General features: G+C 68.9%; 20 protein-coding genes. 7 read left to right on the forward strand and 13 right to left on the reverse strand.

Translation table 11 applies throughout. The features are described 5' to 3' along the window. Window positions 1–62: 62 nt before the first annotated feature. The 3 genes from KPL78_RS14925 to KPL78_RS14935 are packed head-to-tail and all read left to right on the forward strand — an operon-like array spanning window position 63 to window position 3925. Window positions 63–1427 carry a formimidoylglutamate deiminase gene (locus tag KPL78_RS14925; protein ID WP_219763777.1) on the forward strand — a complete coding sequence of 455 codons (1365 nt, stop codon included), beginning with the start codon at window positions 63–65 and terminating at the stop codon, window positions 1425–1427. A 39-nt stretch (window positions 1428–1466) separates the two neighbouring features. After that, window positions 1467–2801, forward strand: a complete 1335-nt coding sequence (locus KPL78_RS14930) for a (2Fe-2S)-binding protein (protein ID WP_219763778.1) — start codon at window positions 1467–1469, stop codon at window positions 2799–2801. Further along, the gene (locus KPL78_RS14935; protein WP_369412760.1) at window positions 2798–3925 is read left to right on the forward strand and encodes an NAD(P)/FAD-dependent oxidoreductase; all 1128 of its coding nucleotides are present in this window, start codon (window positions 2798–2800) and stop codon (window positions 3923–3925) included. Before KPL78_RS14930 ends, KPL78_RS14935 begins: the two co-directional genes overlap by 4 nt. 51 nt (window positions 3926–3976) lie before the next feature. Here the strand turns inward: KPL78_RS14935 and KPL78_RS14940 are convergent, their stop codons facing one another. From KPL78_RS14940 to KPL78_RS14980, 9 genes are read right to left on the reverse strand one after another with little or no spacing between them, the layout of a single operon-like run. Next, the gene (locus tag KPL78_RS14940; protein ID WP_219763780.1) at window positions 3977–5593 is read right to left on the reverse strand and encodes a peptide ABC transporter substrate-binding protein; all 1617 of its coding nucleotides are present in this window, start codon (window positions 5591–5593) and stop codon (window positions 3977–3979) included. A 26-nt stretch (window positions 5594–5619) separates the two neighbouring features. After that, window positions 5620–6495 carry an ABC transporter permease gene (locus KPL78_RS14945; protein ID WP_219763781.1) on the reverse strand — a complete coding sequence of 292 codons (876 nt, stop codon included), beginning with the start codon at window positions 6493–6495 and terminating at the stop codon, window positions 5620–5622. Beyond that, complete coding sequence (locus KPL78_RS14950) at window positions 6492–7445, reverse strand: ABC transporter permease (protein WP_219763782.1); 954 nt, start codon at window positions 7443–7445, stop codon at window positions 6492–6494. The genes KPL78_RS14945 and KPL78_RS14950 overlap by 4 nt, the downstream gene beginning before the upstream one ends. After that, entirely contained in the window at window positions 7442–8413 is a 972-nt protein-coding gene (locus KPL78_RS14955; protein ID WP_219763783.1) for an ABC transporter ATP-binding protein, read from the reverse strand. The genes KPL78_RS14950 and KPL78_RS14955 overlap by 4 nt, the downstream gene beginning before the upstream one ends. After that, on the reverse strand, window positions 8406–9428 hold the full coding sequence (locus tag KPL78_RS14960; RefSeq protein ID WP_219763784.1) for an ABC transporter ATP-binding protein: 1023 nt from the start codon (window positions 9426–9428) through the stop codon (window positions 8406–8408). Before KPL78_RS14960 ends, KPL78_RS14955 begins: the two co-directional genes overlap by 8 nt. Then, window positions 9425–10015 (reverse strand): sarcosine oxidase subunit gamma, encoded by a 591-nt coding sequence (locus tag KPL78_RS14965; RefSeq protein WP_219763785.1) that lies wholly within the window; start codon window positions 10013–10015, stop codon window positions 9425–9427. Before KPL78_RS14965 ends, KPL78_RS14960 begins: the two co-directional genes overlap by 4 nt. Continuing rightward, window positions 10002–12941, reverse strand: coding sequence for a sarcosine oxidase subunit alpha family protein (locus KPL78_RS14970; protein ID WP_219763786.1), 2940 nt, complete (start codon window positions 12939–12941; stop codon window positions 10002–10004). Before KPL78_RS14970 ends, KPL78_RS14965 begins: the two co-directional genes overlap by 14 nt. Beyond that, complete coding sequence (locus KPL78_RS14975) at window positions 12938–13213, reverse strand: sarcosine oxidase subunit delta (protein WP_219763787.1); 276 nt, start codon at window positions 13211–13213, stop codon at window positions 12938–12940. The genes KPL78_RS14970 and KPL78_RS14975 overlap by 4 nt, the downstream gene beginning before the upstream one ends. Window positions 13214–13215: 2 nt before the next feature. Then, entirely contained in the window at window positions 13216–14469 is a 1254-nt protein-coding gene (locus tag KPL78_RS14980; RefSeq protein ID WP_219763788.1) for a sarcosine oxidase subunit beta family protein, read from the reverse strand. Between the two features lie 156 nt (window positions 14470–14625). Here KPL78_RS14980 and KPL78_RS14985 point away from each other — a divergent pair, with 156 nt between their 5' ends. Next, the gene (locus tag KPL78_RS14985; protein WP_219763789.1) at window positions 14626–15597 is read left to right on the forward strand and encodes a tripartite tricarboxylate transporter substrate-binding protein; all 972 of its coding nucleotides are present in this window, start codon (window positions 14626–14628) and stop codon (window positions 15595–15597) included. A 400-nt stretch (window positions 15598–15997) separates the two neighbouring features. Here KPL78_RS14985 and KPL78_RS14990 read toward each other — a convergent pair whose 3' ends face one another. Genes KPL78_RS14990 through KPL78_RS15000 form a run of 3 tightly spaced genes read right to left on the reverse strand, consistent with a single transcriptional unit; the run spans window position 15998 to window position 19609 of the window. After that, entirely contained in the window at window positions 15998–18256 is a 2259-nt protein-coding gene (locus KPL78_RS14990; RefSeq protein WP_219763790.1) for a xanthine dehydrogenase family protein molybdopterin-binding subunit, read from the reverse strand. Continuing rightward, the gene (locus KPL78_RS14995; protein ID WP_219763791.1) at window positions 18253–18735 is read right to left on the reverse strand and encodes a (2Fe-2S)-binding protein; all 483 of its coding nucleotides are present in this window, start codon (window positions 18733–18735) and stop codon (window positions 18253–18255) included. The genes KPL78_RS14990 and KPL78_RS14995 overlap by 4 nt, the downstream gene beginning before the upstream one ends. 4 nt (window positions 18736–18739) lie before the next feature. After that, on the reverse strand, window positions 18740–19609 hold the full coding sequence (locus KPL78_RS15000; RefSeq protein WP_219763792.1) for an FAD binding domain-containing protein: 870 nt from the start codon (window positions 19607–19609) through the stop codon (window positions 18740–18742). A 165-nt stretch (window positions 19610–19774) separates the two neighbouring features. On the opposite strand from KPL78_RS15000, the gene hisD reads away from it, so the two are divergent. Genes hisD through KPL78_RS15015 form a run of 3 tightly spaced genes read left to right on the forward strand, consistent with a single transcriptional unit; the run spans window position 19775 to window position 22633 of the window. Next, on the forward strand, window positions 19775–21082 hold the full coding sequence (hisD, locus tag KPL78_RS15005) for a histidinol dehydrogenase (protein ID WP_219763793.1): 1308 nt from the start codon (window positions 19775–19777) through the stop codon (window positions 21080–21082). Window positions 21083–21086: 4 nt separating this feature from the next. Continuing rightward, complete coding sequence (locus tag KPL78_RS15010) at window positions 21087–21851, forward strand: SDR family NAD(P)-dependent oxidoreductase (RefSeq protein WP_255569033.1); 765 nt, start codon at window positions 21087–21089, stop codon at window positions 21849–21851. Between the two features lie 11 nt (window positions 21852–21862). Further along, complete coding sequence (locus KPL78_RS15015; RefSeq protein ID WP_219763795.1) at window positions 21863–22633, forward strand: enoyl-CoA hydratase-related protein; 771 nt, start codon at window positions 21863–21865, stop codon at window positions 22631–22633. Here KPL78_RS15015 and KPL78_RS15020 read toward each other — a convergent pair. After that, complete coding sequence (locus KPL78_RS15020; RefSeq protein ID WP_219763796.1) at window positions 22630–24111, reverse strand: M81 family metallopeptidase; 1482 nt, start codon at window positions 24109–24111, stop codon at window positions 22630–22632. The two genes, KPL78_RS15015 and KPL78_RS15020, sit on opposite strands and share 4 nt — an antisense overlap. Window position 24112: the final 1 nt, after the last annotated feature.

Below are 24112 nucleotides of genomic sequence, written 5' to 3' on the forward strand. Positions count from 1 at the left end.
CGGAGTGTTTCACGGCGCGCCCGAGAGGTGCAAGCATGTGCCGCTGTCCAAACGGAATCCCCATGCCCAGTCTGATCCTCTCCCACGCATTGCTGCCTGAAGGCTGGGCGCAGGACGTGCTTCTCGTCACCGATGCGGAGGGCCGCATCCTCGAACTGCGCCCCGACACGCGCGATGCGGCGTTGCCGCGAGAGACGGGCATCGCCGTGCCCGGCCTGCCGAACCTGCATTCCCACGCCTTCCAGCGCGGCATGGCGGGCCTGTCGGAACACGCCGGCGCCGCCGAGGATTCCTTCTGGACCTGGCGCGAGGTGATGTATCGCTTCCTCGCCCGCCTGACCCCCGACGACGTCGAGGCGATCGCTACCCTTGCCTATGCCGAGATGCTGGAATCCGGCTTCACCCGCGTCGGCGAGTTCCACTACCTGCACCACGACCCGGATGGTCGCCCCTATGCCGACATGGCCGAGATGGCGATGCGCATCGCCGCGGCAGCGACGGCGACCGGCATCAACCTCACGCTGCTGCCCTGCTTCTACGCGCATGGCGAGGTGGGTGGCGGGGCTCCCCTACCGGGGCAGCGGCGCTTCCTGTCCGATCGCGACGGCTATGCGGCGCTGATCGGCGGGAGCCGCCGCGCCATTGCCGGCCTGCCGGGATCGGTGCTCGGCATCGCGCCGCATTCTCTGCGGGCGGCGACCTATGACGAGATCCGCGACGTGATGACCCTCGCCGCGCCGGACGAACCCCTGCACATCCACGTCTCCGAACAGGTGAAGGAGGTCGAGGCGAGCCGTGCCATCCTTGGCATGCCCCCCATCGCGGCCCTGGCGGAGGCGGTCGGCCTGTCCCCGCGCTGGTGCCTGATCCACGCGACCCATGGCACCGACGAGGAATTGCAGACGGTTGCCGCATCCGGCGCCGTGGTTGGGCTGTGTCCGGTGACCGAGAGCAATCTCGGCGACGGCATCTTCCCCGCTCTGCGGTTCCGCGACTCTGGCGGCCGCTTCGGCGTGGGCACGGATTCGAACATCCTGATCTCCGCGCCCGAGGAGCTGCGCGTGCTGGAATACGTGCAGCGCCTGATCGAGCGCCGGCGCAACGTGCTGGCGCCGCGCGGCGCCAGCACGGCGCGGACGCTGTGGCAGGCGGCGCTGGCCGGCGGCAGCCAGGCCCTCGGGGGCGGGCCGGGGGGGCTGGTGCCCGGCGCCTGGGCGGATCTCGTGCTGCTCGACCCCGCGCATCCGGCGCTCGCCGCGCGGGCGGAGGATCGCTGGCTCGACGCGACGGTCTTCGCCGCCGGGTGCTCGCCAATCCGCACGGTGTTGGTGCGCGGGCGGCGTGTGGTGGTGGACGGCGCCCACCCGCTGCGCGCGGCCGCCGAGGCGCGCGTCGCCACGATTCTCGCGCGGATTCTGCACGATTGACGGTATGAACCGCGCCGCCGGCGCGCTTATCCTGTCGAAATGGTGAGCGCAGACCCGACCTCGATCGCCGGCAAGACCTTCCCGCTGCGCGGGCGGTTCGACCATCTGGTGATCGGGGCGGGAGAGGCGGGCATCGCCGCCGCCCGCGCCGCCGCCGCATCCGGCGCGAAGACGCTGCTGGTGGACGAGCATCCGCTCGATCCGGGGCTGTTCGGCCTCGATATCCCCTACCTGTTCGGCGCGCGTTTCGACGCCGCCATCGGCAATGCCGCGCGGATGGAGGAGCGCGTCGTCGCCGCGCGTCCCGACCTGATCGCGGCGATGGAGGACGGCGTCGAGGTCGCGCTCGGCACCGCGGCCTGGGGCGGCTTCGTCAAGGCCGCGGCGAGCCATGTCTTTCCGACGCCCGTCATCGGTCTCGCGGATCGGGAGGCGGCCTGGCTTGTCGCCTGTGACCGCGTGACGCTGGCGATCGGCGCGCGCGACGTGGTGCTGCCATTCCCCGGCTGGACGCTGCCGGGCGTCATGGGCGCGCGGGGCTTCGATGCGCTGCTGCGGCTTTATGGCGCCTTCTCCGGGCGGCGCATCGCCGTGCTGGGTAGCGACGCGCTGGCCGAAGGCGTCGTCACGTCGGCACGCGCGGCGGGGCTGGAGGTTGTGCTGCGCCTCGCCGCGCCGACACCCCTGTGCATCGCAGGACGCGAGGAGGTGACCGGCCTGGCCTGGCAGGACGGCGCGACCTGGCGCGACATCGCCTGCGATACGGTGGTGATGGCGGTGGACACCGTGCCGATGGTGGATCTGCCGGAACTGCTCGGCTGCGCCATCGCCTGGGATACGGCGCGGGGCAGCTTCGTTCCTGCCGGGCAGGGGCCTGTCACGGTCGTCGGTGATGCCGCCGGCACAGCGCCGGCTGCCCGCGACGCCTGGTTGCGCCTGGCCCTGGCCGAGGACCATGCGTTGGTCTGCGCCTGTGAGGAGGTCACCGCCGGCGACCTGCGTGCGCTGCGCCCGCCACGCTACCTCGAAGCAGCGGGGCCGGAGGCGGGACTGGCGGCGCTCGGCACGCTGAACCAGGACCAGGTGAAGCGCCTGACGCGTGCCGGTATGGGACCCTGCCAGGGCCGCCGCTGCCGGGAGAGCGTGCATGCGCTGCTGTCGCGCGATCGTCCTGCGCCGCTCGCCTCCTATCGCGCGCCGTTGCGGCCGTTGCCGCTGTCGGTGCTCGCCGCGTTGGAAGAGGACCCCGCGCTGCGCGCCAACTGGACCGGCTGGTTCGGCATCGCCGCGCAATGGCTGCCGCATTGGGAGCCGGTGCCCGAGAATCCCGAATTCATCGGCGGCCGGCTCAGCGGAGAGGATGTGGTGAAGTGATCGTCATCGTCGGCGGCGGCGTCACCGGCCTGTCCACCGCCTTCTGGCTGGCGCGTGAGGGCCATCCCGTCACGGTGGTCGAGAAAGGCATCGTCGGCTGGGAGGCGAGCGGGCGCAACGGCGGCGGCTGCACCCATCCCTATTCCCCGCTGTTCCGCGAGGAGCAGCGGCTCTGGCCGATGATGGACGAGTTGCTCGGCCACCCGACGGAATGGCGCGGCCATCGGCTGAAGGTCGCGTTGGATGAGGGCCAGCTCGACCGGATGTGGAAGTCGACAACGCTCGCGACCGACCAGGGATTCGAGGCCGTGGCGCTCGATCGCGCGGAATTGCGAGAACTGGTGCCCTGGGTCGGTGACAACGCGATCGGCGGCATCCATTGGAAATATGGGGGCCACGCGAACCCGCAGCGTACCAGCCAGGCCTATGCCTGGGCGGTGGAACGCCATGGCGGGCGCATCCTGCAGCACACGGCGGTGCGCGGCATCCGCGTGCAGGGTGGCCGTGCCGTCGCGGTCGAGACCAGCGCCGGGGAGATCGGCTGCGACGCGGTGGTGATCGCTGCGGGGCCGCATACGGCGGCGCTGGCGGAACCGCTCGGCCATCGCGTGCCGATGGCGCCTGCGCGGGTCGAGATGATCGTCACCGAACCGCTGCCGCCCATCGCGTTTGGCGGCGTGGATGGCAACGGGCTGTACGGGCGGCAGACGCTGCGCGGAAACCTCGCCTATGGCGGCGGGCCGCATGAATGGATCGACCTGGATGGCGAGGCAACGCCGCGCCCAGTGAATACCCCCATCATCGCCGGCCTGGCGCGGCGGCTGAACGAGATGTTCCCGCGCCTGGGGCATGTGCGCGTCATCCGATCCTGGGGCGGCATCGTCGAGAACACGCCGGATGGGCGGCCGATCCTCGACCGCCTGGAAGACCCAGGCAATGTCGTGGTGGCGAGCATGTCCTCGGTCGGCTTCGGCCTGTCGCCGGCGACCGGGCGTGCGCTGGCGCAGCTTGTGCTGCAGGGCTTCTGCGACTTTGCCGATCTGTCGCAGCTGAAGCTGTCGCGCTTCGGCAATCTGCCGATGGACTGGCGCAGCCGGCAGGGCTGGGACGCCCTGCCGGCGTAGCGCGGCTTGATCGCGTGATTTAGATCTTTGGCGCCTGCATGCCTGCGGCCATCATGCCCAGGCCCAGTCGTAGACGTTCCAGGTGATGTCCGTGACGTACTGGTTCGGCGTCGGGCCCTGGAGCTGCTTCCGCTTCATATGCCCCTGCACCGAACCGCCCTGCGCGGCGAAGGGCACTTCCTCATGCAGGATGGCCTGGATCTGCTTGTAGGTGGCGATGCGATCCGCCTGTTCGGTCTGCGTCACGCCGAGTTCCAGCAGGCGGTCCACCTCGGCATTCTCGTACTGGACGTAGTTCGATCCCTGGCGGTGCTTCACCGGGATCATCTTGGAATGGCAGCGCGCAGTGTAGTCCGGATCGAGACCCACCGTCGGATCCCAGGCGACCAGCAATGTGTCGAAGCGCGACTGCGTGGTGTATTCACCCCACACCACGGAAGCTGGCATGTTGCGGATTTCCATCTCCACGCCGATCGCCTTCCAATTCTGCTGGAACAGTGCCTGGCAGCCCTGGCGCGCGACATTGCCCGCCGTCGTGGACATTGTGAATTTGAGCTGCACGCCATCCTTCGCGCGGATGCCGTCCGGGCCCTTCCGCCAGCCGGCCTCATCCAGCAGCTTCTCGGCGCCGGCGGGGTCGTTCGTGTAGTCGCGCAGGTCGCTGTTGTAAGCCCAGTGCGTGGGCTGCAGGTAGGACAGAGTGCGTGGCCAGGTGCCGAAATAGATGTCGTCGATCGACTTCTGCATCTGCGTCGCCATGGTCAGCGCCTTCCGCACGCGCGGATCGCTGAATTGCGGCTTGCCGCAGTTGAAGTAGATGAACTGCACATTGGGCGACGGGTAGCGCAGGAAGTCGCGATCGGGGAAGGCGCGCGCCTCGGTCCAACGGTCATTGGGCACGCCAGCCAGGGCGAAGTAGTCCACCTCGCCCGTGCGTGCCTGGCCGTAGGCCGCCATCTGGTCCGGCACGAATTTGTGGATGAACTGGCGCACCTTGGCCGGGCCGCGGTGGTAGTTCGGGTTGCGCTCATAGACCATGTGGCTGCCGGCGGTGCGGCTGCGCAGGGTGAAGGGCCCGGTGCCGATCGGCTGGCTATTGAAGGCCGCCGTCTGGATGTTCTGCTCACGCCCCAGAATGTGCTGCGGGACGATGTGCATGTTCTGCCACGCCCAGAGGAAGGGCACGAAGGGGCGCGAGAGCTCCATCTCGATCGTATGGTCGTCCTTCACGCGGAAGACCTTGATCAGATCGAAGCCCGAACGCGACCGCACCGCGACCGCCGGATTCATGATGGTCTGGTAGGTGAACTCGACATCCTTCGCGGTGAAGGGCTGGCCGTCGGACCATTTCACATCGCGCTTGAGGTTGACCGTCCAGGTCAACCCATCGGCCGAGATGCCGCCATTCTGGCGCGACGGCACCTGGACCGCGAGGTTGGGGATGAAGTCGCCCTTGTCGTTTACGTCCCACAGCGCGTCGAACAGGCAGGCCTCGGGCACGTTCTCGGTGCCGGCGTTGACGTAGAGCAGCGGGTTGAACTGCACCGGTTCCTGCGTCATCGCCAGGATGATGCGGTCCCGGTTGATGGATTGCGCCCGGACGGTGGGCGCGGCGAGCAGCGTCGCGGAACCGGCAAGAATACCGCGGCGCGAAATCCGGATGGTCATGTTGCGAGCCTCCTTTTTCTTGTGAATCACGGATCCATGCGCAGGCGTGGGTCGAGCGCATCGCGCAGCCCGTCGCCCAGGAAGTTGAAGCCCATCACCGTAAGCGTGATCGCCGCCCCCGGCAGGATGGCGAGCCAGGGCACCGTATCGAAATAGCCCTGGGCATTGGTGAGCATGTTGCCCCAGGAGGCCAGCGGCGGCTGCACGCCATAGCCGAGATAGGAGATGTAGCTCTCCATCAGCACGGCCGAGGCGACTTTCAACGTCGCCGCCACCAGGATCGGCGCGGCGGCATTGGGCAGCAGCTCGCGGAACATGATGCGCCGTCGCGAGGCCCCGAGCGCGCGCGCGGCGGCGACGAAATCCTGTTCCTTCAGATGCAGGATCTCGGCGCGCACGATGCGGCTCACTTCCATCCACGACGACAGCCCGATGATCAGCGAAATGGACAGCAACGTCGGCGGCACGAAGGCAGCGACCACCAGCAGGAGGAAGACCTGCGGAAAGCACAGCATCGTATCGACGAAGCGCATCAGCAGCATGTCGATCCAGCCGCCGAGGAACCCCGCCGTGATGCCGATCAGCGCGCCCGTCGCGACGGTGGTGACCATCGCCACCAGCCCCACCGTCAGTGACACCCGTCCGCCATAGAGCAGCCGCGACAGCGTATCCCGCCCCAGTTCATCCGTGCCGAGCGGATGCGCCCACTCCGCGAAGGGCGGGCGGAAGCGCAGGGCCGTGTCGAGCAGCGTCGGGTCCTGCGGTGCGAAGGCCGGCGCGAAGAGGGCGGAGGCCATCAGCAGCGCGACCACGAAGGCACCGGCCAGGGCCAGGCGATGCCGCCTGAAGCGCGCCCAGACGCGCCCGGCCTGGCTCTCCGGCGGGGCGGCGGTCGCGCTCATCGCAGCCTCACCCGCGGATCGATGGCGGCGATGGCGATGTCGGCAAGCAGATTGCCGAGCACGACGAAGATCGCCGTGAACATCATCATGCCCATCAGAACCGGATATTCCTTCATGTTCAGCGCGTCGACGAAAAGCCGGCCCATGCCCGGCCAGCCGAAGATCGTCTCCGTCACCAGCGCACCGGAGAACAGGAAGGGCAGTTCCACCCCGAGCAGGGCGATCAGCGGCTTGGCGGCATTGGGGAAGGCATGACGCAGCAGCCGCGCGGCCGGCGGCACGCCCTTCGCGCGCGCGGTGCGCATGAAATCCTGCTGCATCACCTCAAGGAAGGCGGAGCGCGAATAGCGGCTCCAGGTCGCGGTGATGACCAGCGCCAACACCAGGGTCGGCAGCACCAGGTGTTCCAGCAGGGCGAGGATGTTGCCCTCATCCCCCAGCTCCCACATCCCGCCCGAGGGCAGCCAGCGCAACTGGATGGCGAAGACGAAAATCGCCATCAGGCCGAACCAGAAGGTCGGGAAGGACAGCGCGAACAGCGCCCCTGTCGTCGCCAGCACGTCGAAGACCGAATAGCGCTTCACCGCACCCAACACGCCGATCGACAGGCCGAGGACAATGGCCACCGACAGCGCCGATCCCATCAGCAGCAGTGTCGCCGGCACGCGTTCGAGGATCACGTCCAGCACCGGCCGCCCTCCGAAGAAGGTGTAGCCCCAATTGCCGGAGAAGAGGCCGGAGGCCCATTTGACGTATTGGACGTAGATGGGCTGATCGAGGCCGAAGATGACCTTGATGCGTTCGATGTCCTGCACCTGGATCGTCGGGTTCAGCGTATAGACGGCGAGCGGCCCGCCAGGTGCGAGATGCATCAGCCCGAAGCCAATCAGCGAGACGCCGATCAGCAGCGGGATGGCCTGCAGCAGCCGCCAGGCGACGAAGCCGATCATGCGCTCACCATATGGCAGGCGACAGCGTGGTTCGGCGCGATGATGCGCGAGCGGGGCGTCTCCTCCGCGCAGCGCGGCTGGGCGATGGGGCAGCGCGGATGGAAATGGCAGCCGCTGGGTGGTTTCGCGGGGCTCGGCACGTCGCCCTGCAACACCTGGCGCGAGCGGCTGCGACCGGGAACCGGTTCCGGCACGGCCGACAGCAGCGCCTGGGTATAGGGATGCCGGGCGTGGAAGAAGAGCTGCTCGCGCGGCGCCGTCTCCACCACGCGGCCGAGATACATCACCGCCACCCGGTCCGCGACATGACTGACCACGGCGAGGTTGTGCGAGATCATGATGTAGGCGAGGCCACGTTCGGCCTGCAGGCGCTTCATCAGGTTGATCACCTGCGCCTGGATCGACACGTCCAGCGCGGAGACAGGTTCATCCCCAATGATGAGCTCCGGTTCCAGCGCGAGCGCGCGCGCGATGCCGATGCGCTGGCGCTGCCCGCCACTGAATTCATGCGGATACCGGCGCGCCGCATCGGCCGGCAGCCCGACCGTGCGCAGAAGCGCGCTGATGCGCTCGGCGCGGTCGCCCGCATGCCCGATGCGATGGATGTCGAAGGGCGCGGCGAGGATGCCACCCACCGTCATGCGCGGGTTGAGGCTCGCATAGGGATCCTGGAAGACGATCTGCATGCGGCGCCGGAACGGCGCAAGCGCTGAGGTACCGTGATGCGCGATCTCCTCCCCCCCGAAGCGGATGGAACCAGCGGTCGAGTCGATCAGCCGCAGGATCGCCTTGCCCGTGGTGGTCTTGCCGCAGCCGCTCTCGCCCACCAGGGCCAGTGTTTCCCCGCGTGCCACTTCCAGATCCACGCCATCCACCGCGCGCACCGTGCCGACGCGCCGGCGCAGGAAGGCCGATCGGATGGGGAAGTGGACCTCGAGGCCCGAGACCTTGAGCAGGGGCTCAGCCATCGGCCGGGTTCCAGCAGGCGGCGCGATGGCCGGGCTCGATCTCGGCGAGTGGCGGGGGTTCCGCGGCGCAGCCCGAAATGGCGCGGCTGCAGCGCGGCATGAAGGCGCAGCCGCGGGGGCGATTGGCCGCACCGGGCACCATGCCGGGAATCTCGGGCAGGGTCGGCGCGGGCACGCGTTCGATCTTCGGGATCGAGGCCAGCAGCCCGCGCGTATAGGGATGCCGCGGCGCGGCGAACAGCGCGGCGACCGGCGCTTCCTCGACGATGCGCCCGGCATACATCACCGCGACGCGATGCGCCGTCTCCGCAATCACGGCGAGGTCATGGGTGATCAGCAGGATCGCGCTGCCCATCTCCCGCTGCAATTCGCCGAGCAGTTCCAGGATCTGTGCCTGCACCGTGACGTCGAGCGCGGTGGTCGGTTCATCCGCCACCAGCACCTCCGGCCGGCAGGCCAGCGCGATGGCGATCATCGCCCGCTGCCGCATCCCGCCCGAGAGCAGATGCGGATAAGCCCGCGCCACGCGCTTCGGATCGGGGATGTGAACCAGGCGCAGCATCTCCTCCGCCCGCGAAGCTGCCTCGCGCGAGGACAGGCCGAGATGCCGCATCAGCGGCTCCGCGATCTGCCGCCCCACCGTCATCACCGGGTTCAGCGAGGTCATCGGCTCCTGGAACACCATCGAGATGGCACGGCCGCGCAGCTTCGACATGCGCGCCTCGTCCAGCATCATCAGGTCGAGGCCGTTCAGCATCACCCGCCCCTGCGGCAGGGCGGCGAGCGGCGGTTCCAGCAGGCGCATCAGCATGAGTGCCGTCAGCGTCTTGCCGCTGCCGCTCTCCCCCACCAGGCCGAGGGTTTCGCCCCGGTGCAGGCTGAAGGACACGCCATCCACCGCGCGCAGCACATGCGGCGGCACCGGGATATGCAGGGTCAGGTCACGAACGGCGAGCAGCGGGGTTCCGGCGGCGGCCGTTCCGGTACGCTCCGGAAGGGTCGCCGCGGCCGTCATGCGATGTCTACACCCAGTGGCGCGGTCGCTTCGATCAACCAATGGAGGAAGGGCTCCGCCAGGGTCGAGAAGACAGTCAGTTCGAAGCTCGGCGTAGCGTCGGTCTGATGCAGCAGGCAGCCGATCTGCGCGATGGGCGTGCTCGCTGCGCGACCGGGGCCGAAGGCGCGCGGATGCAGGTCCAGCCGGCAGCCGCGCGACAGCGCCTCCCGCGCTGCCGCGCCGGACAGGAGGATGGTCGTGCGGCCATGGCTCTGGTCCGCAACGGCGGCGAAACCGGTGAAGGCCGCGGTCGCGCGCGCGGCGAGAGCGCCCTCCACGCCACGCGGCGCGGTCAGCAGCCATTGGCCGGGTTGGATCCAGATCGCGGTCGCATCCTGCCCGGTCGCGGTGTGGCCCGGCGCCGGCGGCTCCATGCCGAAGGCGCCGCGCATCGCCTCCGCGAAGGCGGCATCCTGCCCGCGCCGCAGCATCACCTGCACGATGTCGCGCGCCGGGAAGGACACACGCAAGGGCGCGGCCGGCGCCGCGCCAAGGCTGCCGCGCGGGGCGAAGGCCAATGCATGGATGGGCTCAGGTGCGGACACGCAGGTTCTCCGCGTCATAGCCATGGGGACTCGTCACCGTCACGGGGACCTCTTCGCCCATCAGCGGATTGGCGGCGATGATGCGGCTGCCGATCCGAGCTTCACCATCGCGCAACAGGCCTAGCCCGATCCAGCCCGGATCGACGACCGATTGCGTCGCACTGCTGATCCAGCCGCAATCCTGGCCGTCGACCAGCAGGTGGCTGCCGGCGCGGATCTGCCGCGCCGGATCGACGCTGCGCAGGCCGACCAGATGCGGGCGCGATTGATCGGTCAGGCCCGGCCGCTGCGCGAGGACGCGGCCGATGAACTCGCCCTTCTTCTTCAGCATGCGCCCCAGGCCGAGATCCAGCGCCGTGGTCTGCCCATTGATTTCGGACCCCGCGACATGGCCCTTCTCGATGCGCAGCAGGCCGAGCGCCTCGACGCCATAGGGTTCGATGCCATACGGCACGCCGGCTTCCATCACCGCCTGCCAGACATGCGTCGCGTAGCCGGCCGGCGTTGCGATCTCATAGGCGAGCTCGCCCGAGAAGGAGATGCGGAACAGCCGCGCCGGCACGCCGGCGACCTTGCAATCCGCCACCGCCATGAAGGGGAAGGCCTCGCTCGAGACATCAAGGCCATGCACCACCGCAGCGACGACATCACGCGCCTTCGGTCCGGCGATCGACATGGCCGCCCATTGGTCGGTGACGCTCGCCAGGCTGACATCGAGATCCGGCCAGGCGCTGGCGAGGTGAAACTCCAGATGCTGCATCACCGGCCCGGCCTGGGCCGTGGTGGTGGTGACGAAGAAGCGGTCGGGGCCGAGGCGCGTTGTCGTGCCGTCATCGAAAACGATGCCATCCTCGCGCAGCATCAGCCCGTAGCGCGCCCGGCCGACCGCCAGGGTCGAGAAGGTGTTGGCATAGACGCGGTCGAGGAAGGTTGCCGCATCCGGCCCCTCCACCACGATCTTGCCCAGCGTCGAGACATCGCACACCCCGACACGCTCGCGCACCGCGCGGGCCTCGCGCTTCACGCTGGCCCAGCCATCGGTGTCGCCGGCCTTCGGGTAGTAGGCCGGACGCTTCCAGATGCCGGCATCCATCCACACCGCGCCGAGCTCGTCATGAACGCCATGCAGAGCCGTGCGGCGCACCGGCTGGAAATGCCGGCCCACCTCGCCGCCCGCCATCGCGCCCCAGGCGATGGGCGCGGTGTAGGGACGGAAGCGCGGCAGGCCAACGCTCGCGACGGGCTCGCCGCGCGCCTCCGCCAGCACGGCCGCGCCCACCAGACCGCCGACCTTGCCCTGGTCGGTGCCCATGGCATGGGTGGTGTAGCGCTTGGCGTGCTCGATATGGCTGAAGCCCTCGCGATGAGCGAGGCGGATGTCGTCGGCCGTGACGTCGTCCTGGATGTCGACGAAGGCCTTGCCGCCGCCCTTCACCTCCCACAGGGCATAGGGGCGATGATCCGCGGACGGCGCATCAGGCAGCGGAATGTCCGCCGCGTCGAAGCCCGCCGCGACGGCCGCCGCGCGGCCCGCTGCCGCGCCATCCGCCGCCGCCGCGCCGAAGCCATGCACGCCGCGGCAGGCGCCGGCGCTGCGCTGCCAGGCACTCTCCTCCCTCTCCTCCGGCACGAAAGCGAGCAGCGCATCGTCCCAGCGCAGCGCCGCGCCCGACATGCTGGCGAGATGCACCGCCGGATTCCATCCGCCCGAGATCATCAGCAGATCCGCCGGCACCGCGTCGCCACGCGATGCGCTGCCGACCGTGCCGATCTCCACGCCGCGCAGCGCCTTGCCGCCCACCGTCCCGTTGACGACGCTGCCTGCGCGCACCGCGAGGCCGGCCTCCCGCGCGCGCTGCATTGCGGCGCTGTCCGTGCGAGGGTCGATGATGGCGGCGATGCGCGTGCCGGCTTCGGCAAGCGCGAAGGCCGCGTCATAGGCGGCGTCATGCGTGGCGAACAGCGCCGCGGTCTCGCCCGCCCGGACGCCATAGCGTCGCGCGTAGGTCCGTGCCGCGCCTGCCAGCATCACACCCGGCCGGTCATTGCCGGGGAAAGCGATCAGCCGCTCATGGGCACCGGTGGCCAGCACAACCGCCGTCGCACGGATCGTCCAATAGCGCTGGCGCGGCGTATGCGGCGGCGGCTCCGGCAGATGATCCGCGACGCGCTCGATCGCGCCGAGAACGCCCTGGTCGTAAGCGCCGAACACCATAGTGCGCGGCATCACCGTGACCTCGGGCATCGCCTCCAGCGCGGCGATCGTCTCGCTGCGCCAGGCGTCATGCTCTGCTTCGTTCAGCAGGTCGCCGCCGAGCAGGAAGTCCTGCTCCGCCAGGATCACTCGCGCGCCGGCCGCACCGGCGGCGCGCGCCGCCGCCAACCCCGCCGCGCCGGCGCCCACCACCAGCACGTCGCAATGCGCATGCGCCGCCTCGTAGTGATCCGGATCGGGCAGGCCCGATGCACGGCCGAGCCCCGCCGCCTTGCGGATCATCGGCTCATAGACCCGTTCCCAGAAGGCGGCGGGCCACATGAAGGTCTTGTAGTAGAAGCCCGCCCCGATGAAGGGCGCGAGCAGCCCGTTCACCGCCATCCAGTCAAAGCCGAGCGAGCCGCGATGATTCTGGCTGGTCGCGCTCAGCCCGTCGAACAGCTCCGCCACGGTCGCGCGCGTATTCGGCTCGCGCCGCGCCCCGTCGCGCAACTCGACCAGCGCATTGGGCTCCTCGATTCCGGCCGAGAAGATTCCGCGCGGCCGGTGATACTTGAAGGACCGCCCGACCAGCCGAACGCCATTCGCCAGCAGCGCGGAGGCCAGCGTATCGCCGGCATGCCCCTCATAGCGGCGCCCATCGAAGCTGAAGCCCAGCCGCTGCGACCGATCGACATGGCCGCCGGAGGGAAGCCTGAAGCGCTGGCTCATGCCTCGGGCACCTCCAGCGTCTCGGTCGCGGTGGCGACGCCGCGCACCTCATGCGTCACCGTGTGGCGCAGCACCTTCAGGAAGGCGCGGCAGCCGCCATTGTGCTGCCACCACTCCACCTGCCAGCCGCGCGGATTGCGCCGCAGATAGAGATAGTCGTGGAAGGCATCGACGCCCGCATCGGGGGCGGGGCGCGTGACGGTCGCATCGCCGCGGTAGGTGAACTCCACCTCGTCGCGCGCGCCGCAATGGGGGCAGGGGATCCGCAGCATCGCTACTGCGCCCAGAAGAAGGGGCCGTTGCCCCGCTCGTCGAGCATGCGGCCCTCGCGGAAACGGTCCAGCGTATGTGCGGCATTGAGCCGGTGCGGCTCATCCTTCGCGATGGTCCAGGCGTGGCACCAGCCGGATCCCGGCGTGGCCTTGAAGCCGCCATAGCACCAGCCCGCGGTCATATAGAGGCCGCGCACCGGGGTCTTGCAGATATAGGGCGAGCCATCCGGTGTCATGTCCATCACGCCCGCCCAGTTGCGCAGCCCGCGCAGCCGCCCGAGCGCGGGGATCATGCTGATGCCCGCGGCATAGACGTGCTCGGCGGTCGGCAAGGTGCCACGCTGGCCGTAGCTCGGATAACCGTCCAGCCCGCCGCCGAAGACCAGCCCGCCCTTGTCCGACTGGCTGACGTAGAAATGCCCCGCGCCGAAGGTGACCACGCAATCGATCAGCGGCTTCAGCCCTTCGCTGACGAAGGCCTGCAGAAGGTGCGTCTCGATCGGCACATCGAAGCCGGCCATGGCTGTCAGCGTGCTGGTGGACCCCGCCACCGCCAGGCCGACCTTCGGCGCGCGGATCTCGCCCCGCGTGGTGCGCACGCCCTGGATGGCGCCGCCTTCCACGATCATGCCGGTCACTTCGCAATGCTCGATGATGTCCACGCCGCGCGCATCGGCGGCATGCGCGAAGCCCCAGGCCACCGCATCGTGCCGCGCCGTGCCGCCACGCCGTTGCAGCAGCCCGCCCATCACCGGATAGCGTCCATTGTCGAGATCGACGATCGGGCACAGCGCCTTCACCCCGTCGCGGTCGACGATCTCGGCATCGATGCCGTTCAGCCGCATCGAATTGCCGCGGCGCAGCGCCGCGTTCCGCTGCGCGTCGTTGTGGAAGAGGTTGATGACGCCACGCTGGCTCATCATCACGTTGTAGTTCAGGGACTGCTCCAGCCCTTCCCAGAGCTTCAGCGAGTGCTCGTAGAAATTGTTGTTCTCCGGCAGCAGGTAGTTCGACCGGACGATGGTCGTGTTCCGTCCGGTATTGCCCTGGCCGACCAGCCCGCGCTCAACCACCGCGACATTCGTGATGCCATGCATGGAGGCGAGGTAGAAGGCCGTCGCCAGCCCATGTCCACCGCCGCCGACGACGATGACGTCATAGGTCGGCTTGGGTGCCGCCTTGCGCCAGGCTGGTGTCCAGCCGCTGTTGCCGCGAAGCCCCTCCGCGAGGATGCGGAAGCCCGAATAGCCTGCCATCGGGGTCCTTACTCTCGTGACCGTGTGAGGTTAGGGACGGGAAATCCGCCCTGGCAAGCCGGCAATGGGATGACGACCGCCGCCTTTCCGGCAAGGATGCCCTCCAGACAAGCAGATGCGTGCCGCCATGCAGGCAGGTGCGCCGGGAGGACGGACATGACAGCACTTCGCAGGGGCATCCTGTGCGCGGCGACGCTCGCGCTCGCACCGCTGGCGGCGCACGCCCAGACCTATCCGGACCGCGCCATCACCATCGTCGCCGGCGCGGCCGCGGGCGGACCGACCGACGTCATCTCCCGCATCGTGGCGGAGGCCATGGGCAAGCACCTGCCCCAGCCCGTGGTGGTGGAGAACACGCCGCCCGCCAATGTCGGCGCCCAGCGCGTCGCTCAGGCGCGGCCGGATGGCTACACGCTGTTGATGTCGAATGTCGGCCTCGCTGCCGGCGCGACGCTGTTCCGCCGTCTGTCCTTCGATACTGCCACGGCCTTCGCGCCGCTGGGCTTGGTGTCGGACGCTGCCATGACCATCATCGCCCGTCCCGGCTTCCCCGCAGAGGACATGCCCACCCTGGTCCGCGAGATCCACCAGCGCGGCGAGGCACTGAACATGGGCACGGCGGGCCTCGCCTCGGCGGCCAATCTCTGCGGACTGCTGATGCAGCAGCAGGCGCAGAATCGCGTGACCATTGTCGCCTTCCGCGGCACCGCGCCAGCCATCACCGAGCTTCTGGCCGGCCGGATCGACCTGCTTTGCGACCAGGCGACCAATACCGCGCCCTTCATCCGGGATGGCCGGCTGCGCGCCTATGCCGTGACCAGCCCGGCGCGACTGCCCGGCATGCCGGACGTGCCGACCACCACCGAAACCGGCGCGACCGGCATCGTGATGAGCACCTGGCATGGCCTGTTTGCCCCAGCGGGAACACCGGAACCGATTCAGCAACGACTCAATGCGGCGCTGGTCGCGGCGATGCAGGATGAACGTCTGCGCGCGCGCTTCGCGGATCTGCAGACCGATCCGGCGACGCCGGAACGTGCCAGCCTGGCCTTCCATCGTCGCTATCATGTCGAGGAAATCGAACGCTGGCGGCCCGTCATCCAGGCGGCAGGCGCCTACGCGGATTGAGGGTGATTGGAGAGGGCCCGCGTCCTTCTCCGCCTCTCATCCGCCTTCCACGAAGAGGGGTGGGGCGTGATCGCGGCGGTCGAAGTTGGAGGCGCTTCGCGTCTCCAAACCACCCAAGCAAAGGCCGGAAGGCCTTTGCAACCCTCAGCCCGACACCGTGCGCCGCTGTCGGATTGGGCGCCGAAGCCCGCACCTGCGCGGAAAGAGCACTAGGCGCATCCGGCATGTCTGGTTGACCGGTGCCAACAGATTGCCGCCCAGGGTGCCCAGCATCCAGGGGCACCCATTGGCGCTGCGAGGCAAACTCAATGGGTGCCCGATAACGGGGTGGTTCGGAGGGGCAAAGCCCCTCCGAATGCCACCTCCAGGTCATCAGGCAGGCCGGAGGCTTCGGCTCCGATCAACCCGCTTCGTCAAGCCGCGCCGTCACCCGCGGCGGCGACATCGGCAAGTCGAAGAACCGCACGCCGAGCGCGTCGTTCACCGCATTCGCGATCGCCGCGAGCGGCGGCACGATCGGTGCCTCGCCCACGCCGCGCACGCCCTGCGGGTGCTTGGAGTTCGGGATCTCGATGACCAGCGCCTCGATCATCGGCACGTCGGAGCAGACCGGCATGCGATAGTCGAGGAATCCCGCGTTATCGACGCGCCCGTTCTTGTCGTAGAGGTATTCCTCGGACAGCGCCCAGCCGATGCCCTGCACCACGCCGCCCTGGATCTGCCCTTCGACGTAGCTGGGGTGCAGCGCGCGGCCGACATCCTGAGCGGCCGTGTAGCGCAGCACGCGGACGATGCCGAGATCGACATCCACCTCAACATCCACGCAATGCGTGGCGAAGCCGGGATCGGCGCCGGTCGTGTTGAGCTGCACCTGGGTGCCGATCGGCCCGCCCATCTCATTCGCCTTGGCGGCGAGTTCCTTGAGCGAGAGCGGGGGGAACTTGCCGGCATTGTCGCCGGCCGGCAGGGCCATGCCGTCCTCCCACTTGATCGCCTCGGCGTCGATGTTCCAGATCTTCGCCGCGCGGTCCTTGAGCTGGCCGACCACCTTCTCGACCGACGCCGTCGCCACCATGGCGGAGGCAAAGGTCACGCGGCTGCCGCCGGTGAGGTTCGAGAAGCCGATCGTCTGCGTGTCGCCGATGATGACGGAGACGCGCGAATGGTCGATGCCGAGGAGCTCCGCCACCACATTGGCGATGGAGGCGCGGCTGCCGCCGACATCCGGGTGCCCGGTGGTGACGACGACATTGCCGTCCTCAGTGATGTTCACCTGGACCGAGGATTCACCGCCCGCATTGTACCAGAAGCCGGAGGCCACGCCGCGGCCGCGCTTCACGCCCGGACGCGGGTTGCGGTCGAGCGGTGCCGTGTAGTGCGGGTGCTTGCGGATGGCATCGACCGTCTCGACAAAGGTCACGTCGCCGAAGACCGGGCCATAGATCGCCTTGTCGCCCGGCTTGACGCTGTTCTTGATGCGCATCTCCAGCGGATCGAGCCCGAGCTTGTGCGCGATCTCGTCCAGCACGCTCTCGGTCGCGAAGGCGCCATGCGGCGCGCCGGGCGCGCGATAGGCCGCGACCTTCGATCGGTTCGACACCACGTCATAGCCGGTCGACAGGATGTTCGGGATGGCATAGGCCGCGAAGGAGCAGCCCACCGGCCCGCGCAGCGGCGACCCCGGAAGACCGCCGGCCTGGAGATAGAACTCGCCCTTGGCCGCGACCAGCGTGCCGTCCTTCTTCGCGCCGATCTTGACGGTCATCAGCGACCCCGGCGCGGGGCCGGTGGCGCGCATGACCTCGTCACGCGTCATCACCATCTTCACCGGGCGGCCGGACTTCTTCGACAGCAGCACCGCGACGGGTTCGAGGTAGATGATCGTCTTGCCGCCGAAGCCGCCGCCGATTTCGGCCGGGATCGCACGGATGTTGCTCTGCGGGATGCCCGTCAGCAGGGAGGTCATCGCCCGGACCATGAACTGCCCCTGGGAGGACGACCAGATCGTCACCCTGCCGTCGGCCGCGTAGCTCACCGTGCAGGCATGCGGCTCGATATAGCCCTGGTGGACGGGGCGCGAGGTGAAGGTGTGCTCGACGACGACGTCCGCTTCCGCGAAGCCCTTCTCCACATCGCCCGTCTTCAGCACCATGGTGCCGGCGATGTTGGACGGCTTGCCCTCATGCTTGAGGAAGTCATGCAGGATCGGGGCGTCGGGCTTGATCGCGTCCTCGATCTCGATGGCGTGGGGCAGGACCTCGTAGTCCACCGCGATCAGCTTGCAGGCCTCAGCGGCCACTTCCTCGCTGATCGCGGCGACCGCGGCGATCGGGTGGCCGTGAAACAGCGCCTTTTCATGGGCTAGGATGTTGCGTGCCATCCAGCGCATGTCCTGGATGCCCAGCGCCACCGGCTTGTCCACCGGGAATGGCACGAAGTCCTTCGCCGTGACGACCGCCTTCACGCCGGGCAGGGCCTCGGCCTTGGAGGTGTCGATGGACTTGATCACCGCATGCGCGTGCGGGCTGCGCAGCACCTTGCCCCAGATCATGCCGGGCATGGCGAAATCCGCGCTGTACTGGGCGCGGCCGGTCACCTTGTCGGCGCCGTCGGGCCGGATCGTGCGCGCGCCGATCCACTTGTTCGACATGTCGTTCATCGCACGGTCTCCCGCATGTCAGCGGCCGTCTCCATGACGGCGCGCACGATCTTGTCGTAGCCGGTGCAGCGGCAGAGGTTGCCGGCGAGCCAGAAGCGCACCTCCTCCTCCGTCGGGTCCGGGTTGCGTTCCAGCAGCGCCTTGGAGGCCATCAGCACGCCGGGCGTGCAGATGCCGCATTGCAGCGCGGCCATTTCGAGGAACTTCTGCTGCAGCGGATGCAGCACGCCATGTTCGGCCATGCCCTCGATGGTGCCGATCGCCTTGCCTTCGGCCTCGGCGGCCAGCATCAGGCAGGCGCAGACCAGGCGGCCATCGACGGTGATGGAACAGGCCCCGCAATCGCCCGACCCGCAGCCTTCCTTGGTGCCGGTCAGGCCGAGCGGCCCGCGCAGGATGTCGAGCATCGAGGCCGAGGCATCGCAGAGATACTCGACCGGCTCCCCGTTGATGGTCGTCGTCACATGCAGTTTGGACATGGTCTCAATTCCCCCCGGCGCGCTGCGCGGCGATCGCCGCGACGCGCTTCAGCAGCACGCCCGCCACCTTGGTGCGGTAGGCGATGGTGCCGCGCTTGTCGTTGATGGGCTTGCAGGCGGCGCGGCAGGCCTCCGCGGCCTTCTCCAGCGCCGCATCCTCCAACCGCGAGCCGATCAGCGCCTTCGCGGCGTCCTCGACCAGCAGCACGGTCGGCGCGACGGCACCGAGGCCGACCCGGGCCTCCTTCACCACACCGCCTTCCATGACGAGGTTCACGCCGAGCCCGACCACCGCGATGTCCATCTCGGTGCGCGGGATCATGCGCAGATAGGCGTCGCCCGACCCCTTCGGCCGCTTGGGGAAGGTGAAGGAGACGACGATCTCCCCCGGCGTCAGGGTGGTGCGCCCAGGCCCGGCCGGAATGGCTTCGACCGGCACCTCCCGCCGCCCATTGGGACCCTGGATCGTCACGACGGCACCCGCGGCCACCATCGCGGGCACGCTGTCCCCGGCAGGCGAGGCATTGCACAGATTGCCGCCCGGCGAGGCGCGCCCCTGCACCTGCTTCGACCCGATCAGGTTGATCGCTTCCAGCACGCCGGGCCAGGCCTTGCCGAAGGTCGGGTGCTCGGCGAGCGTCGCGCCCGACACGGCGGCCCCGATCCGGAAGGCGCCGCCGCCCAGATCCTCGATCGCGGTCATATCCGCGATCTTCTTGATGTCGATGATGGTGCCCGGCTGCCGGACCCCTGCGCGCATCTGCACCAGCAGATCGGTGCCGCCCGCCAGGATGCTCGCTGCGCCGGATGCGGCCGCGAAGGCTTTCACCGCTTCGTCGAGCGTGCTTGGCGCCAGGTATCGGATCTCTGTCATTCCTGCTTCCATCCCTCGCAGCCCGTCTTGCGGGCATGCCCTGCCGTCCGCGCCAGAGCGGGCCGGGAAAGGGAAGGCTAAGCCCGTCGCGGCGCGGGCGGAACCCCCCTGTTGACAATGTCCCGTGTGCGGGGCGACGCCTTGTGCCCGACACAGGAGGAAATCATGGCCCGTCACCTGAAGCACAGCCGCGACGCCGAGGCGCGGGCCGAGGATGATGCGAAGGTCCGCGCGACGGTCGAGGGCATCCTCGCCGACATCGCCGCGCGCGGGGACGATGCGGTGCGCGAGCTGTCGATCCGCTTCGACAAGTGGGACCGCGCCGATTTCCGTCTGACCGATGCCGAGATCCGCAATTGCCTGTCCCAGCTCTCGGCGCGCGACCTCGACGACATCCGCTTCGCGCAGGAGCAGGTGCGGAACTTCGCCCAGCACCAGAAGGACGCGCTGCGCGACATCGAGGTCGAGACCCTGCCCGGCGTGGTGCTCGGCCACAAGAACATCCCGGTGAATGCAGTCGGCTGTTACGTCCCCGGCGGCAAGTATCCGCTGCTCGCCTCGGCGCATATGTCGGTGGTGACCGCGAAGGTGGCGGGTTGCCAGCGCATCATCACCTGCGCCCCGCCCTTCGAGGGCAAGCCCGCCCCCGCCATCGTCGCAGCGCAGCATCTCGCGGGGGCGGATGTCATCTACTGCCTCGGCGGCATCCAGGCGGTGGGCGCGATGGCACTGGGCACCGCGACGATCGACCCGGTGGACATGCTGGTCGGGCCTGGCAACGCCTTCGTCGCCGAGGCCAAGCGGCAGCTCTATGGCCGTGTCGGCATCGACCTGTTTGCCGGCCCGACCGAGACGCTGGTCATCGCCGATGAGACGGTCGACGGAGAACTCTGCGCGACCGACCTGCTGGGCCAGGCCGAACACGGCCCCAACTCCCCAGCCATCCTGCTGACCAACTCGGAGAAGCTCGCGCGCGAGACCATGGCCGAAATCGAGCGCCTGCTGACCATCCTGCCGACCGCCGCCGTCGCCCGGAAGGCCTGGGAGGACTACGGCGAGGTCATCGTCTGCGACAGCGAGGAGGAGATGGTCCGTGAGGCCGACCGCATTGCCTCGGAGCATGTGCAGGTGATGACGCGCGATCCGGACTACTTCCTCGCGAACATGACCAACTACGGCGCGCTGTTCCTTGGCCCGCGGACCAATGTGTCCTTCGGCGACAAGGTGATCGGCACCAACCACACCCTGCCGACGAAGAAGGCCGCGCGCTACACGGGCGGGCTGTGGGTGGGCAAGTTCCTCAAGACCGTCACCTATCAGCGCGTGCTGACGGATGAAGCGTCGGCGATGATCGGGGAATACTGCTCGCGCCTGTGCATGCTGGAAGGCTTCGCCGGCCACGCCGAGCAAGCGAATATCCGCGTGCGCCGCTATGGCGGGCGCAACATTCCCTACGCGACCGCGGCGGATTGAGGCCATGCGTCTTCCGAAGACACCCAGCTTTCGCCTTGATGGCCGTCGCGCCCTGGTGACGGGCGCGGGGCGCGGCATCGGCCTGGCCGCCGCCGCCGCGCTGGCCGAGGCAGGCGCGTCGGTGACGCTCGCCGCGCGCACCGCGACGGAGGTGGAGGCCGCCGCCGATGCGATCCGCGACGCCGGCGGTGTCGCGGATGCGCTGGTGGTGGACCTGACGGACGTCGCGACGACCGAGCGCGCCATCGCCGGGGCCGAAGCCTTTGACGTGCTGGTGAACAATGCCGGCACCAACCGCCCCAAGCCCTTCATGGACGTCACCCATGACGACTACGATGCGGTGATGAACCTCAATCTGCGCTCGGCCTTCTTCGTCGCCCAGGTGGTGACGAAGGGGCTGATCGCGGCCGGCAGGCCGGGCTCGATCATCAACATCTCCTCCCAGATGGGCCATGTCGGCGGGGCCAACCGCACCATCTACTGCGCGTCCAAATGGGGCATGGAGGGGATGACCAAGGCGATGGCAGTGGACCTTGCCGCGCATGGCATCCGGGTCAACACCATTTGCCCGACCTTCATTGAGACGCCGCTGACCCGCCCCTTTTTCGAGGATGCCGCCTTCAAGGCCAGCGTGTTGGCGAAGATCAAGCTGGGCCGGCTCGGCCAGGTCGAGGATCTGATGGGCGCGATCGTCTTCCTTGCCGGGGATGCCTCGGCGCTAATGACAGGATCGTCGATCGTCGTCGATGGCGGCTGGACCGCGGATTAGGGAGAGACACCATGAAATACTGCACCGTGCAGGATGAAGGCCGCCTGCGCATCGTCACGCTGAACCGGCCCGAGGTGATGAACGCCCTGCACAGCGAGGCGCACCACGAACTGGAACAGGTCTGGGACGACTTCGCGGCCAACCCCGAACTCTGGGTCGCCATCGTGACCGGGGCCGGGGACCGCGCCTTTTCGGCGGGCAATGACCTCAAGATCCAGGCGGCGGGCAAGCGCGGGCCCTCGGCGAAGACCGGATTTGCCGGGCTGACGCTGCGCTTCGACCTCGACAAGCCGGTCATCGCCGCGGTGAACGGTGTCGCGATGGGTGGCGGGTTCGAGATCGCGCTCGCCTGCGATATCGTCGTCGCGTCCGACAACGCCGTCTTCGCCCTGCCGGAGCCGCGTGTCGGCCTGATCGCCGGCGCCGGCGGCGTGCATCGCCTGCCGCGCATGATCGGGCAGAAGCAGGCGCTCGGCATGATCCTGACCGGCCGTCGCGTCGGCGCGGCCGAAGGCAAGGAACTGGGCTTCGTCAACGAGGTCGTGCCCCAGGGCCAGGTGCTGGAGGCGGCGAAGCGCTGGGCGGCGCTGATCCTCGAATGCTCACCGCTCGCCGTGCGCGCGTCGAAGCAGGCCGTCTATGCCGGCATGGACAAGCCAATCCTGCGTGAGGCGATCACCACCATCTACCCCGCCCAGCAGCGCAACCTGGAGAGCGAGGACTACATCGAAGGCCCCAAGGCCTTCGCCGAGAAGCGCAAGCCGGCCTGGAAGAACCGCTAATCCTTCGGCCCGCCATAGGGGTAGTAGTCGGTGATGCGCAGGTGCTCGTAGGGCAGCGCTTCGAGCCGGACGGTGCCGAGGAAGGGCTCGTCCGGCTCCACCAGCAGGATGGTCGGCGCGAAGCCGCTGTCGTCGAAGCCGCGGCGGAAATGCACGCGCGACTTGATGGCGATGACATCGTAGTCGGCCGGTGACAGGCCGAGGCCCCACAGCTCCTGCGGCTCGATGATCTGCACGAGGAAAGGGCTGAGCACGACGACATTGCCATCCCCGAAGCGGATGGCGATCCAGTCCTGGCCCTTGCCCTTGGCGCGCGCTGTGGTGGCATCCGCGATCAGCAGCACCTCGCCGGCGATGCGCACGGCCTCGCCGGCCGAGGGATCGACGCGGCCGCCGATCTCGACTTCCACGGCATCGCCCGGCTTGGCGCCGGCCAGCGCGGCGATCGCCTCGGGTGCCGCGATGGTCGCGATCAGCGTGCGCGACAGACCCTGGGCCATGATCTCCCGCAGCAGCCAGGTGGCGTAGCCGGACCGGTCGCTGTGATCGGCCAGCACCACCGGCGAACGGCCCTCGGCCACGGCCTGCTTCGCCAGCGTCACACCGGCGCCGATCCGGTGCACCGTGGCACTCGCCACCAGTTCGGCGCGGCGGCGCCAGGCCCAGCGGGCCATGTCCTCGGCGACGCGCTCGGCCAGCTCCAGCTTGTCGTTGGCGATCACCTGGAAGGTCATGCCGGCATCCGGCACGTCGCTCCAGGGGAAGCCGAAATAGACGTTCACGAAGAGGTCCGGCTCCCGCGCCTCCCACACCAGCGCGCGCTGGATCAGGTCGGACCAGGGCGGGGCGCCGGTCCATTGCAGGACGGTCGGCGTCAGGATCGGCAGCTTGCGCGTCACGCGCGTAGGGCGATAGTCGCCACGGATGGCGCGCACCAGCATGCGCGCCGCCCGCTGCCCCTGCAGATGCATGTCGTAATGCGGGAAGTACTTCACCGCGAAGGCGAAGTCGGCATGGCGGAGGAATGCCTCATCCTCATTGCCATGCGGGTCGAAGGTCCCGGCGATGGGCACCCGCGGACCCACAACGGCCCGTACGCGCTTCGCGATCTCCGCTTCCGGCCGCGGCACACCGCGCACGCCCATCGCCCCGTGCAGGGCCAGATAGACGCCGTCGAACGGCCCCTGCGCCTTCAGTTCCTCGATCTGGCGCCCGACGAAACGCTCGAAGGCCTCGTTGGTGATCCAGCCGGACCCCGTCCCGGTCTTCGGCCAGAGCGGGGATTCGATCCCGACCAACTCGACGCCGTCGAATTCGCGCGCCACCTGCACGAAGCCGCCCATATACCCCTTCGGGTCGGTCGCCAGCAGCGCCTCCCCGGATGCCGGCGAGCCGGGATAGCGGAAGTCGTCCTCCGTCGTGTCGAAGGGCAGGAAGGTGACGGTCTCGTGCGCGAATTGCAGGACGGCGATGCGCATC

It is taken from the genome of Roseomonas alba (genome assembly GCF_019430885.1).
Lineage (GTDB): Bacteria > Pseudomonadota > Alphaproteobacteria > Acetobacterales > Acetobacteraceae > Neoroseomonas > Neoroseomonas alba.

Bases quoted from the DNA above. Each gene is read 5' to 3' on its own strand.
- KPL78_RS14955 (WP_219763783.1), bottom strand. From the start codon at position 8,413: ATGGCTGAGCCCCTGCTCAAGGTCTCGGGCCTCGAGGTCCACTTCCCC.
- KPL78_RS14930 (WP_219763778.1), top strand. From the start codon at position 1,467: ATGGTGAGCGCAGACCCGACCTCGATCGCCGGCAAGACCTTCCCGCTG.
- KPL78_RS15010 (WP_255569033.1), top strand. From the start codon at position 21,087: ATGCGTCTTCCGAAGACACCCAGCTTTCGCCTTGATGGCCGTCGCGCC.
- KPL78_RS14980 (WP_219763788.1), bottom strand. From the start codon at position 14,469: ATGGCAGGCTATTCGGGCTTCCGCATCCTCGCGGAGGGGCTTCGCGGC.
- KPL78_RS14995 (WP_219763791.1), bottom strand. From the start codon at position 18,735: ATGTCCAAACTGCATGTGACGACGACCATCAACGGGGAGCCGGTCGAG.
- KPL78_RS14960 (WP_219763784.1), bottom strand. From the start codon at position 9,428: ATGACGGCCGCGGCGACCCTTCCGGAGCGTACCGGAACGGCCGCCGCC.
- KPL78_RS14990 (WP_219763790.1), bottom strand. From the start codon at position 18,256: ATGAACGACATGTCGAACAAGTGGATCGGCGCGCGCACGATCCGGCCC.
- KPL78_RS14975 (WP_219763787.1), bottom strand. From the start codon at position 13,213: ATGCTGCGGATCCCCTGCCCCCATTGCGGCGCGCGCGACGAGGTGGAG.
- KPL78_RS14950 (WP_219763782.1), bottom strand. From the start codon at position 7,445: ATGATCGGCTTCGTCGCCTGGCGGCTGCTGCAGGCCATCCCGCTGCTG.
- KPL78_RS15015 (WP_219763795.1), top strand. From the start codon at position 21,863: ATGAAATACTGCACCGTGCAGGATGAAGGCCGCCTGCGCATCGTCACG.
- hisD (WP_219763793.1), top strand. From the start codon at position 19,775: ATGGCCCGTCACCTGAAGCACAGCCGCGACGCCGAGGCGCGGGCCGAG.
- KPL78_RS14940 (WP_219763780.1), bottom strand. From the start codon at position 5,593: ATGACCATCCGGATTTCGCGCCGCGGTATTCTTGCCGGTTCCGCGACG.
- KPL78_RS15020 (WP_219763796.1), bottom strand. From the start codon at position 24,111: ATGCGCATCGCCGTCCTGCAATTCGCGCACGAGACCGTCACCTTCCTG.
- KPL78_RS14945 (WP_219763781.1), bottom strand. From the start codon at position 6,495: ATGAGCGCGACCGCCGCCCCGCCGGAGAGCCAGGCCGGGCGCGTCTGG.
- KPL78_RS14925 (WP_219763777.1), top strand. From the start codon at position 63: ATGCCCAGTCTGATCCTCTCCCACGCATTGCTGCCTGAAGGCTGGGCG.
- KPL78_RS14985 (WP_219763789.1), top strand. From the start codon at position 14,626: ATGACAGCACTTCGCAGGGGCATCCTGTGCGCGGCGACGCTCGCGCTC.
- KPL78_RS14970 (WP_219763786.1), bottom strand. From the start codon at position 12,941: ATGAGCCAGCGCTTCAGGCTTCCCTCCGGCGGCCATGTCGATCGGTCG.
- KPL78_RS15000 (WP_219763792.1), bottom strand. From the start codon at position 19,609: ATGACAGAGATCCGATACCTGGCGCCAAGCACGCTCGACGAAGCGGTG.